The following is a 12,424-nucleotide window of genomic DNA, read 5'->3' on the forward strand; positions in this document are numbered from 1 at the left end:
ATGGGCGTCAGCGAAGTGCGGCAGAACGCTTTATCCAGAGCGTCCGGCAGGCAAGCGCTGCGCTATGGCCTGACCCTCGGCCTGCTGCTGGCGCTGATGGTGGTGCACCTGCAATTGAGCACTGCATTGCCGCTGGCACAGCAATGGGCGGTACTCGGCGGTGCGGTGCAGAATGATTTCGATGCCCTGCAATTCAACCTCTCGGCGCTGCCGCGGCTGGTCATGGCCCTGCTGGTCGGTGCGGCGCTGGGGCTGTCCGGCAGCGTGCTGCAGCAACTGACGCAAAATCGCCTGGTGTCTCCAATGACCATCGGCGCTTCGTCCGGTGCCTGGCTGGGGCTGGTCTGTGCCACCTTGCTGGTGCCGACGGTCGCGGCCACTCATGGCCATTGGGCGGCGCTGTGTGGAGCGCTGCTGTCGGTGGGGCTGGTGCTGGTGATCGCCGGGCGCAACGGCATCGCCGGGTTGCCGGTGGTGCTGGCGGGTATGGCCCTGAATCTGCTGCTCGGCGCGCTGGCTGCAGGTCTGGTGCTGCTCAACAACCAGTACACCAGCGGGCTGTTCGTCTGGGGCGCCGGGGATCTCGCGCAGATCGACTGGCACTGGGTAGGCTGGTTATGGCCCAAGCTGTTGATCGGGCTGCTGGTCATTGTGCTCGCACCACGCCCGCTGACTCTGCTGCAACTGGGCAGTGACGGCGCCCAGTCCCGCGGCCTGAGCCTGTGGCCGGTGATGCTGGCACTGTTCATGGTGTCGATCTGGATGACCTCCGTGGCGATCACCGCTGTGGGGCTGATCGGTTTCATCGGTCTGCTCACGCCCAATCTGGCACGTCTGTTCGGTGCCCGCCGCTCCCGTGATGAACTGCTCTACAGCGTACTGCTAGGCGCCGTGTTGCTACTCGCCACCGACGCCCTGGCACTGCTGGCCAATCGCTGGACGGCGGACCTGGTACCCAGTGGCGCGGCAGCGGCCCTGATCGGCGCCCCCGCTCTGCTGTGGTTGTCGCGGCGCCAGTTGTCCGCCGATGACGCCCGTGGTCTGGCGTTGCCGGAGGGGCCGGAGCGAGTGCGGCGACGCCATGCGCTGCTGGTGGTGGGGCTGACGCTGGTGGCCGTGCTGCTGAGCATCTGCCTGGGGCGCAGCAGCGCGGGCTGGCAGTTCGAGTGGCCGTCTTCGCTGATCTGGGCGTTGCGCTGGCCGCGCGTGCTCACCGCCGCCGCAGCGGGCTGTGGCCTGGCCATCGCCGGGGTACTGCTGCAGCGACTGCTGCGCAACCCGCTGGCAAGCCCGGATATCCTCGGTCTTTCGGCGGGCGCGACCCTGGCGGTGATGCTGGCGCTGATGATCTTTGGCGGTTCGCTGCTGGGCTTCACCGCGCCGATCGCGGCCTTCATCGGCAGCCTCGCGGTGCTCGCCGTGCTCCTGCTGCTAGGCCGTCGCCATCAGTATTCGCCGGCGCTGATGGCACTGGTGGGCATTTCCCTCACGGCACTGCTCAATGCGGCGTTGCAGTTTGGTCTGGCCAAGGGCACGGCCGATTCCTTCGCACTGCTTGGCTGGCTGGCGGGTTCGACTTACCGGGTCTCGGCGGCGCAATCGCTGTGGCTGGCTGCCGGGGTGCTGCTACTGGGCGTGCTCAGCCTGCTCTGCCACCGCGCACTGACGCTGATCTCCATCGGCGATGGAGTGGCGCTGAGCCGTGGCCTGAACGTACCTGCTGCACGTCTGGCGCTGCTGGTGCTGGTGTCGCTACTCTGCGCGCTGGTCACCAGCCTGATGGGACCGGTGGCCTTTCTCGGCTTGCTGGCACCGCACATGGCGGCGATTCTTGGTGCGCGGCGGGTGGTGTCGCAGCTGTTGCTCGCTGCGGCGTTGGGCGGCGTGCTGATGTTGCTGGCAGACTGGTTCGGTCGCGTGCTGATCTTTCCCTTGCAACTGCCGGTCGGCATCGTCGCGTCGGTGGTGTGCGGCAGCTATTTCGTTTACCTGCTGGTCAAGAGGCGCCTGGCATGAAGGATCTGTTGCGCGCTGTGTCGCTGCTGTTGTGCCTGGTGGCCGGCTTCGCCGGTGCACAACCGCGGGTGGTGGCGTTGAGCTGGGAAGCGGCTGAGCACCTGCTGAAACTGGATATCACCCCCATTGCCGTGGCCGACGCCGAGGACTACCGCACCTGGGTGGTGCGCCCACGCCTGCCGGACGAGGTGCCAAGCGCCGGCTCGCGTACCGAGCCGAATCTGGAATTGCTGGCGCAACTGAAGCCGGAACTGATCGTCATTCCACCGCTGCTCGAGGACATCCGCGGCAAGCTGGAGCGCATCGCGCCGGTGGCCGCTTACAGCAGTTTCAGCCAGCAGCACGACAATTATCTCACCGCCCGTGACAACTACCTGGCGCTGGCGCAGCGTTTCGGGCGCGAGGAACAGGCGCTGCGTGAGTTGGCGGCGATGCAGGCACGGGTCGATGAACTGCATCGCCGTCTGGTCGAGCATTTCCGCGGGCGTTTGCCGAAGGTTACGGTGATCCGCTTTTCATCGCCCACGGCGGTGTTCATCAATGGCGCCAACTCCATGGCCGATCACGCCATGCAGTTGCTGCATCTGCAGCCTGCCTACCCGCTGCCGCGTAGTCCCTGGGGCATCGTGCAATCGCCAGTGACCACCCTGGGGCGCATCGAAGACGGTGTGATTCTGCATATCGAGCCCTTCGCCGCACAGGACCAGCTGTTCGATACACCGCTCTGGAACGCCATGCCGTTCGTGCGCGAAGGCCGCTTCGGCGCCATGCGTTCGACTTGGACCTACGGCGGGGTGTTTTCCATCGAATACCTGGCCGAAGCGATCAGCGAGGCGCTGCTGCGTCTGCCCGCCCGCTGAGCTGCAGAGCCTGACGCGGACGGCCAGCCCATTCCCGGCCTCTCCCGTCTAGCGGATCGCTGTCCGGCCTGGTGAGATGTTGCGCAGCGACGCGGCTTGCGCTTAGGCGCAAACAAACCCTAGAGTTGCGCGAATTTGCAATTCGAACCGTGCAAGCCAGTATCATCATGGGGGCGTGGGGCTCTTCGGTACTGTGCAACAGGGTCATCAGCGGGGCTTCATGCGTTTTTTTCTGATCATTCTTCTGGCGATCTGCCCGGTACTGGCGAGCGCTGCGGGGCCGGCCGTGTTCGACGAGAACACCCGAGCCCTGCCGCTCGGCCAGGCGATGTCGGTGTTCGAGGATGTGCGCGGCGACAAGAGCATCGACGACGTCACCTCCAGCGCCCTGCAGGGCAGCTTTCGCGATCACGACAAACCGGTACTCAATGCGGGCTATTCGCGCTCGGCCTTCTGGGTACGTATCGACCTGCAGTACCGGCCCCACGACTCCGAGCACAGCCGCCAAAATCAGCACTGGCTGCTGGAACTGGCCTATCCACCGCTGGATCGGCTGGAGCTCTATGAGGAGGGCGCAGATGGCCGCTTTCGCCTGACCCAGCGAACCGGTGATGCGCTGCCGTTTTCCAGCCGCGAGATCCGCCAGAACAACTACCTGTTCCCCCTCGACTTCAAGCCGGAACAGGTACGGCGAATCTACCTGCGGCTCGAGAGCCAGGGCTCCATCCAGGCGCCGCTGACTCTCTGGTCGCCCACCGCCTATCTCGAGGAGCAGCCAGCGCGCATCTACGTGCTGGGCGTCATCTACGGCGTGTTGCTGGTGATGCTGATCTACAACCTGTTCATCTTCATCAGCGTACGTGATACCAGTTACCTCTATTACATCCTCTACATCGCCTCGTTCGGGCTCTACCAGGTCTCGGTCAACGGTGCCGGCATCGAGTTCTTCTGGCCTGACAGCCCCTGGTGGGCGAACGTCGCCACGCCGTTCCTGATCGGTGCCACGGCGCTGTTCGGCTGTCAGTTCGCGCGCAGTTTCCTGCAGACCGGCGAGCACAGCCCCTGGGTAGACCGCAGCCTGTTGCTGCTGATGCTCTGGGGCACGGCGGTGATGGTGTTGGCGCTGACCGTCAGCTACGCTGTCTCGTTACGTCTGGCTACCGTGCTGGCGCTGGTGTTCACCCTGGTGGTGTCGATTGCCGGGGGGCTGGCCTGGTTGCGCGGCATGCGGGTGGCGCGCTACTTCATCATCGCCTGGGCGGCCTTTCTGATCGGCGGTGTGGTCAACACCCTGATGGTCCTCGGCTACCTGCCCAACGTGTTCCTGACCATGTACGCGAGCCAGATCGGTAGCGCGATCGAGGTGGCTTTGCTGTCGCTGGCCCTGGCGGATCGTATCAACGGCATGAAGGAGGAGCGCGCGCGCATTCTGCAGAGTGCCAGTGCCAAACTGGAGGCGCTGAACCACGAACTGGCCGACAGCAACCGCCTCAAGGACGACTTCCTGGCCACCGTGACCCATGAGTTGCGCACACCGATGAATGGCGTGATCGGCTCTCTGGAGCTGATGCAGACCTTGCGGCTGGAGCCGGAAGTCGAGCAGTACCAGAAAACCGCGACGCGTTCGGCGCGGGACATGATGCAGATGGTCAACGACATCCTGGCCCTCACCGAACTGCAGTCCGGCAGACTTTACCCGCGGCGTGAAACCTTCAGCCTGCGCGGGCTGCTCGACGGCGTATGCGCCAATTACGAAGGCCGTGCCCGCGACAAGGGGTTGGCGTTTTCCCTCGACCTGGACGAGCGCCTGCCCGACACCGTGGAAGGCGATGCCCTGAAGTTGGCCCAAGGGCTGGGTTACCTGCTGGATAACGCCATCAAGTTCACCGCCGCCGGCAAGGTGCGTCTGCGCGTAAGGGGGGAAGGCGAAGCGACGCTGGACAGCCTGCCGTTGAGCTTCGAGGTGATCGATGCCGGCATCGGCCTGGAGGATGTCCGCGAGTCCGACCTGTACCGCCGCTTCCATCAGCTCGATACGTCGATGACCCGCCAGTATGGCGGCCTCGGCATCGGCCTGAGCATCTGTCGACAACTGGTCGATCTGCTCGGTGGCAGCCTGGCCTACGAGCCCAATCGCGCGGGTGGTGGCGGTAGCATCTTCCGGCTCAGCCTGACGCTGACATTGCCGATGCAGAAGGGCGGCAGCGAGCCCGTGGTGCGTCGCGCCACGGGCAGCCCGGTGCGGGTGCCGGAGCAATGCACCGTGCTGGTGGTCGAGGACAACGCCATCAACCAGTTGGTCATTCGCGGTATGTTGCTCAAGCTCGGTTACCGGGTTCGCACCGCGGACAACGGCGCCGAGGCGCTGGAGTGTCTGCAGCGCGAGTCGGTCGATGCATTGCTGCTCGATTGCCAGATGCCGGTGATGGACGGTTTCGCCACCTGCAGGGCTTTGCGCCTGTTGCCTGGCTGCGCCGAGCTGCCGGTATTGGCGATCACCGCCCACAGCCAGTCTGGTGACCGCGAGCGCTGCCTGGCCGCCGGGATGAGCGACTACCTGGCCAAGCCGGTGAAGTTCGACGAACTGCGGGTGTTGCTGCATGACTGGGTGCTGTGCCGTCCAGCCTGAGACCGGCGACGGCAGGCCGCTAGCTTTCCAATCGTCGGTGCGCCGATTCGAATGCCTGTGAGCCATGCGAACTCGATGTTTCCGCCGCCAAGGAGCCTGCTCGCCTCGCAGCCAGGCTGGCAGCCCGTCGCCTGGCGTTCTCGCGTCTGCGCTGCCAGTCCGTTGGCCGTCCTTCTGGCTGACTGTCTCACACCTGCGGTCTTGACGAGCGGCCTCGATACGGCCGCTACCGCCTATCCCCTGAGTTGAATCTTTCTTCGCGCAGCGTCCTCCTTATTCCATAAGGCCCAGGCCGATTCGCCGGAGCAATCCTGCAAGTCGGCAAGACGGCCACCCATGGAATCACCCGAGCGCTGTTCTCGACCTCACCGTTTCCACAGCGCCTTCGAACTGCCCACGCAAGGCTCCGACCATGACCACATTGATGCCGATCTTCACAACGCCTCGGGAAAGCTACAGCTTTCTGCAGGCTGGTCCTGCGCGCACCCTCTATGAGCGATTGCTGCAGCCACGGTTGGCCGACGGTGTCGTGGATCAGGCGCGCAGCTTCCTCGATGCGCAGTTGGAGCAGGCAGAGCGGCAGCCCTGTGACATGCCAGCCCAGCCGGAGGCGCTGTTGAACTGGATGCGCGATGCTGCGCAGCGCACCACGCAGGCTTATGCGCAGTATCTGGAGGCGCGGCGTCAGGGCGAGCCACGGCGCTATTTCAGCAATCGGGCGCACGCCGTGTATTTCCTGCGCCATGTGGCGCCCACCAAACTGGTGGACGGTGCCTGGCTCTATGGCTTGTTCAAGCACTGGCAGGAGCCGAGTCTGCGGCCACTGCTGCGTACCTACCTCGAGGAACTGGGCGATGGCGTTGCCGCCATGAACCATGTGGTGCTGTACAAGCAACTGCTCAGCCAGAACGGTTGCGATGAGCTGGCGGAGCTGGAAGACGAGCATTTTCTCCAGGGTGCCCAGCAACTGGCGCTCGGGCACCTGGCTGATGAGTATCTGCCGGAGGTGATCGGCTACAACCTCGGCTATGAACAACTCCCCTTGCACCTGCTGATCACCAGCTACGAGCTCACCGAGCTGGATATCGACCCCTATTATTTCCAGCTGCACGTGACCATCGACAATGCCAGCACCGGCCATGCGCAAAAAGCCGTGCAGGCCGTGCTGGAGAATCTGCCGGTAGTGGGCGACCGTGATGCCTTCTATCAGCGGGTGATGCGCGGCTATCAGCTCAATGAGCTGGGTGTCGGTTCCACGGCGGTGATCGGCGCATTCGATCTCGACGAACAACTGTGCGGCATGCTGGAGCGCAAGCGCGAAGTCGCCACTCAGGTGCACTCCGACTATTGCCGCATCGAGGGACGCACCATCAATCAATGGCTAAGCCAGCCGGGTCAGGTGCGCGGTTTGCTCGAGGCGCTGGAGAAACGCGGCTGGATTCGTCGCAACGAGGACCCGCAGAACAGCCGCTTCTGGCAGCTCGTGCAGGGTGATCGGGCGGCCATGTTCGGTGTGTTCAGCGCTTACGAGCAGCAGATTCTGCATGACTGGATTGCCGGCGACTGGACTGCCGCGCGCAGTCGCGGTCGCAACCGTCGAAGTACCGCGCAGCCCAACGCCATGCAGACGAGCGGCCTGGATGACGAGGCTCAGGCCCTGCATGCGACCCTGCGTGCGCTGCCAGCCCGCCAGCAGGCGGAAAAGCTGATCGAGCTGATGTCGCCTGCCTGCCACTTCACCCCCGCAGGGTTGCTGGCAACGCGCCTGTTCAATACCTATCTCCAGTAATCGCTGTCGGAGCACCGATGCTTAACGAACCCCAGCAGGCTCTAGTGCAACTTGGTCAGGCGCTCACCGAGCGAGGCTATCGATTCACCACCGTCACACCGCTGACCCATGAGCGCGTCAATGGCCGACCGGGCAATGCGCTCGCTCAGGATCTGCAGGGGGTCTTCGGTTGGAGCCGCCCTTTCGTGCGGGGCATGGTCGGCGCTGATTTGCTCGAGTTGATGCGCGCTGCAGGCGTTCTGGTCGAAGACGCCGAGCAACTGCGCAGTGCCGTGCGTTACTCCAGCCTGGGCGATCGCTTGTTCGTCCATTCGCGCTATCCGACAACGCAGGCCGATGCGGTGTTCTTCGGTCCCGATACCTATCGTTTCGTTCGAGCCATCGATGCATTTCTCGGCACGCCTTCGTCCACTTCCATCCGTCGTGCGGTGGATATCGGCTGCGGCGCCGGGCCTGGCGCGCAGTGCATCGCGCTGGCGCGTCCGGAGGCCGAGGTGCTGGCCGTGGATATCAATCCCCAGGCGCTGGCCTTCACTCAGGTCAACGCTGCGCTGGCTGGCGCCGAAAACCTCAGGGCCCTGCACAGTGATCTGCTCGACGGTGTGCAGGGTGAGTTCGATCTGATCGTGGCCAACCCGCCTTACATGCTCGACAGCGAGAGCCGCGCTTACCGTGACGGTGGCGGTGAGCTAGGAGCGGGATTGTCGCAGGCCATCGTCGAGGCCGCGGTGACCCGACTGGCAGCGGGGGGCAGTCTGCTGCTCTATACCGGTGTGGCGATGACCGCTGCCGGCGATCCCTTCCTCGCCTATATACAGCGCACGCTGGGCGACTCCTCGTTGGCCTGGCGCTACGAGGAGGTGGACCCCGACGTGTTCGGTGAGGAGCTGGAAAAACCGGGCTACGAGGACGTAGAACGTATCGCGGCAGTGGTCCTCACCGTCACTCGCACAGCGAGTTGACGGCGGCGCCTCCTCGAGGTGGCGCCGCCATGCGGCCTAGGCCTGTTCGATGAAGCGTCGGATACGCCGTGCGGCTTCCACGCATTCCTCGAGCGGTGCGACCAGTGCCAGGCGCACACGGCCGCTGCCGGGATTGAGGCCATCGACTTCCCGCGACAGATAGGAGCCGGGCACCACGGTGACGTGCTCCCGGGCGAACAGTGCACGGGTGAATTCGGCATCGTCGCCCGGTGTTCTGGCCCACAGGTAAAAGCCGCCATCCGGGTGTTGCACGTCGAGCACGCCATCGAGGATTTCCAGCACGGCGGCGAACTTCTCGCGGTACAGATCGCGGTTGGCGCGTACGTGATCCTCGTCCTGCCAGGCGGCTATGCTGGCCAGCTGGGTTTGTACCGGCATGGCGCAGCCATGGTAGGTGCGGTACAGCAGGAAGGCCTTGAGAATCTCCGCGTCGCCCGCCACGAACCCCGAACGCAGGCCTGGCAGATTGGAACGCTTGGACAGGCTATGAAACACCACGCAGCGTTTGAAGTCGCTACGGCCCAGCTCGGCGCAGACGGTCAGCAGGCCGGCAGGCGGGTTGGTCTCGTCGAAGTACAGCTCGCTGTAGCACTCGTCGGCGGCGATGACGAAATCGTACTGGTCGGCGAGGGCGATCAGCTTCTTCAGCGTTGCCACGGGAATCAGCGCACCCGTCGGGTTGCCGGGCGAGCAGAGGAAGAGAATCTGGCAGCGTTGCCAGACCTCGGGCGCCACCGCATCGAAATCCGGATTGAAGCCGAGTTCGGCCAGGCACGGCAGGTAATGCGGCTGGGTGCCAGCGAGCAGGGCTGCGCCTTCGTAGATCTGATAGAACGGATTGGGGCTGACCACCAGGCCATCGACGTCACGCTGGGCGACGGTTTGGGTGAAGGCGAACAGCGCTTCACGGGTGCCGTTCACCGGTAGCACGTGGCGCGCGGGGTCGAGCCAGCCGGTCGGCACCTTGAAGCGGCGTTCGCACCAGGTGGCGATGGCTTCGCGCAGCGCAGCAATGCCCAGCGTAGTCGGGTAGACCGCCAGTTGTTCGAGGTTGTCGGTCAGCGCTTGGGCAACGAACGCGGGGGAGCGGTGTTTCGGCTCGCCAATCGACAGGGCGATGGGCGAACGATCGGCGGCGGGTTGTACGCCGGCGAGCAGGGCGCGCAGTTTCTCGAACGGGTAGGGCTGCAGCTGGGCGAGGGCGTGGTTCATGATGATCCGACGTGTCCTTTGTAAGGCGGCGACAAAGTTGCCGACACTAGCACGTGGGGCGCCCCAGGAAAATTCCCTTTCGCCTGTCCGATGGACAGCCGTTTTGGTCGCCCTGTTGATGTTCGCCTTCCTAAAGGCTGGCCGCTTCGAGCCGATAGCCTGATCGCAAGCCGTATTCAGTCCTACTTTCAGCGAGACCTTCTATGCGCACCCTCAAGTTCAGTCACAAGATCATGCTGGCTGCGTCATTGGTGGTCATTGCCGCCTTCGCATCGTTCGCGCTGTACAACGACTACCTGCAGCGCACCTCGATTCGCGACAACCTGGCGAACTACCTGCACGACGTCGGTCAGGTATCCACCGGCAACATTCAGCACTGGCTCAATGGCCGCATGCAGTTGCTGGACAACCTGGCCGAGTCGGTTCAGGACGACAGCGCGGCTGAGCCACTGGCCAGGAATCTGCAGCACCGCAGCATCGCTTCGGCCTTCCTGTATGCCTATTACGGCCAGAATGATGGCACCTACACCCAGTTTCCCCCCAGCGAGTTGCCCGCCGGCTATGACCCGCGCCAGCGTCCCTGGTACAAGAGCGCTGCGGGCAGCAGCGGCCCGGGCTTGACCGAGCCCTACCTGGCGGCGGATCCCCGCGACGGCCTGCTGATCACCATCACTCGCCCTGTGAGCACGGGTGGTAGCCTTCAAGGTGTGGTGGGTGGCGACCTGAAGTTGCAGACGGTTGACGACATTCTGAATTCCTTCGATCTGGGTGGCATGGGCTATGCCTTCCTGGTCGACGAAAAAGGCACGGTGCTGGTGCACCCTGACAAGAGCCTGGTGCTCAAGAAGCTGCCTGATCTGTTCCCCAGTGGTGCACCGCGCCTCGAGTCCGGTCTGCAGGATGTAGCGGCCGTCGATGGCAGCGCGCGCATCGTCACCTTCCTGCCGGTGCAGGGCCTGTCAGGGGTGCGCTGGTACGTCGGCCTTTCCGTCGATCAGGGCAAGGCGTTCGCCGCTCTGCAGGAGTTCCGCATCTCGGCGCTGATGTCCACGGTCATCGGCGTGATCGCCATCCTGCTGCTGCTGGGCGCGCTGATTCGTATCCTGTTGCGCCCGCTGCACGTGATGAGCCACGCCATGGGCGGCATCGCCGAAGGCGAGGGCGATCTGACCCAGCGCCTGAAGATCGATTCCGGTGACGAGTTCGGCGAGCTGGCGGGTGCCTTCAACCGCTTCGTCGAGCGTATCCACGAGTCGATCCGCGAGGTGGCCTCGGCGACCCGCGAAGTTCATGCCCGCGTGAGCACCGTGGTCGAAGCGTCCAATGCCTCCATGGGCAACTCCAGCGAGCAGGCGGCACGTACTGACAGCGTTGCCGCAGCCATCAACGAGCTCGGCGCCGCCGCCCAGGAGATCGCCCGCAATGCGGCCGATGCATCTCTGCAGGCCAGCGATGCCCGTCGTGACGCCGAAGAAGGGCAGAACATGGTTGAGCGCACGCTGGGCTCCATGGGTGATCTGTCTGACAAGATTCAGGCATCCGGCAGCCATATCGAAGTGCTGAGCCAGAAGAGCAACGATATTGGTCAGATTCTCGATGTGATCAAGGGGATTTCCGAGCAGACCAACCTGCTGGCGCTCAACGCCGCCATCGAAGCGGCTCGTGCCGGTGAGGCCGGGCGTGGTTTCGCCGTGGTCGCGGATGAAGTGCGCAACCTGGCGCAACGCACCCAGAGCTCGGCGCAGGAAATTCAACAGATGATCGAGCAGTTGCAGGCTGGTGCTCGTGACGCCGTGATGACCATGGGCGAGAGCCGTCGCTTCAGCGATGACAGCGTACGCATCGGTGGGCAGGCGGGTGAGAATCTGCGCGGCGTGACCCGTCGTATCGGCGAGATCGATGGCATGAACCAGTCCGTGGCCACCGCCACCGAAGAGCAGACCTCGGTGATCGAAAGCCTGAACATGGACATTACCGAGATCAACACCCTCAACCAGGATGGCGTACGCAACCTGCAGTCCAGCCTCAATGCCTGTACCGAGCTGGATCAGCAGGTCGGGCGCCTCAAGCAACTGGTGGACAGCTTCAGGATCTGATCAGCGGGCAGCGGCCGCGCTTCTTGCAGGCGCCGCTCCTGCAGCAGCGTTTGGCCTGCAGTCGCGTTTTTGTGTGAGCCGCGCGCCGAGGTCGACGCGCTTGCCTCGCGGGTGTCGAACACCCATTTCTGTGGGAGCCCGCTTGCGGGCGAATCATTGGGGCAACGCCGATTCCGCGGCAAGGCCGCCATCGCATCGCCCGCAAGCGGGCTCCTACGGGCTGGAATCTTCATGCTTCCGTAGGCGCCCCGCGGTCGACGCGTCTGCCTCGAGTGTGTCGGACACCCCTTTCTGTAGGAGCCCGCTTGCGGGCGAATCACCGGGCCAATGCCGATTCAGCGGTAAGGCCGCAATCGGATCGCCCGCAAGCGGGCTCCTACGGGCTGGAGTCTCCACGCTTTCGTAGGCGCCCCGCACGCCGCGGTCGACGCGTCTGCCTCGAGTGTGTCGAACACCCATTTCTGTAGGAGCCCGCTTGCGGGCGAATCACCGGGCCAACGCCGATTCCGCGGCAAGGCCGCCATCGCATCGCCCGCAAGCGGGCTCCTACGGGCTGGAATCTTCATGCTTCCGTAGACGCCCCGCGCGCCGAGGTCGACGCGCCTGCCTCGCAGGTGCCGGACACCCATTTCTGTAGGAGCCCGCTTGCGGGCGAATCACCGGGCCAATGCCGATTCCGCGGCAAGGCCGCCATCGCATCGCCCGCAAGCGGGCTCCTACGGGCTGGAGTCTTCACGCTTTCGTAGGCGCCCCGCGCGCCGCGGTCGACGCGGCTGCCTCGCGGGTGTCGAACACCCATTTCTGTAGGAGCCCGCTTGCGGGCGCATCACCGGGCCAAC

7 protein-coding genes and 1 pseudogene are annotated in these 12,424 nt (G+C 64.5%); 7 read left to right on the forward strand and 1 reads right to left on the reverse strand.

The annotated features are described in order from the left end of the window. The 5 genes from fhuB (at window position 1) to QRN22_RS14165 (ending at window position 8,256) form a co-directional block, all read left to right on the forward strand. Window positions 1–2,016: a Fe(3+)-hydroxamate ABC transporter permease FhuB gene (gene fhuB / locus QRN22_RS14145; RefSeq protein WP_042555161.1), complete on the forward strand. Its 2,016-nt coding sequence runs from the start codon at window positions 1–3 to the stop codon at window positions 2,014–2,016. After that, window positions 2,013–2,876 carry an ABC transporter substrate-binding protein gene (locus QRN22_RS14150; protein WP_042555162.1) on the forward strand — a complete coding sequence of 288 codons (864 nt, stop codon included), beginning with the start codon at window positions 2,013–2,015 and terminating at the stop codon, window positions 2,874–2,876. Before fhuB ends, QRN22_RS14150 begins: the two co-directional genes overlap by 4 nt. Before the next feature lie 220 nt (window positions 2,877–3,096). Continuing rightward, on the forward strand, window positions 3,097–5,505 hold the full coding sequence (locus tag QRN22_RS14155; RefSeq protein WP_042555163.1) for a hybrid sensor histidine kinase/response regulator: 2,409 nt from the start codon (window positions 3,097–3,099) through the stop codon (window positions 5,503–5,505). Between the two features lie 412 nt (window positions 5,506–5,917). After that, window positions 5,918–7,294 carry an iron-containing redox enzyme family protein gene (locus tag QRN22_RS14160; RefSeq protein ID WP_042555164.1) on the forward strand — a complete coding sequence of 459 codons (1,377 nt, stop codon included), beginning with the start codon at window positions 5,918–5,920 and terminating at the stop codon, window positions 7,292–7,294. Between the two features lie 17 nt (window positions 7,295–7,311). After that, window positions 7,312–8,256 carry a methyltransferase gene (locus QRN22_RS14165; RefSeq protein ID WP_042555165.1) on the forward strand — a complete coding sequence of 315 codons (945 nt, stop codon included), beginning with the start codon at window positions 7,312–7,314 and terminating at the stop codon, window positions 8,254–8,256. 36 nt (window positions 8,257–8,292) lie between these two features. On the opposite strand, the gene dapC is transcribed toward QRN22_RS14165, so the two are convergent. Further along, window positions 8,293–9,489, reverse strand: a complete 1,197-nt coding sequence (dapC, locus tag QRN22_RS14170; protein WP_042555166.1) for a succinyldiaminopimelate transaminase — start codon at window positions 9,487–9,489, stop codon at window positions 8,293–8,295. Window positions 9,490–9,722: 233 nt separating this feature from the next. Between dapC and QRN22_RS26640 the strand changes: the two are divergent. Next, window positions 9,723–10,730, forward strand: a pseudogene (locus QRN22_RS26640) (HAMP domain-containing protein); the annotation flags it as partial. A 90-nt stretch (window positions 10,731–10,820) separates the two neighbouring features. Continuing rightward, window positions 10,821–11,585 (forward strand): methyl-accepting chemotaxis protein, encoded by a 765-nt coding sequence (locus QRN22_RS26645; protein ID WP_373565132.1) that lies wholly within the window; start codon window positions 10,821–10,823, stop codon window positions 11,583–11,585. Window positions 11,586–12,424: the final 839 nt, after the last annotated feature.

Origin of the sequence: Pseudomonas sp. MEJ086, from assembly GCF_030209025.1 — a bacterium.
GTDB lineage: Bacteria > Pseudomonadota > Gammaproteobacteria > Pseudomonadales > Pseudomonadaceae > Aquipseudomonas > Aquipseudomonas fulva_A.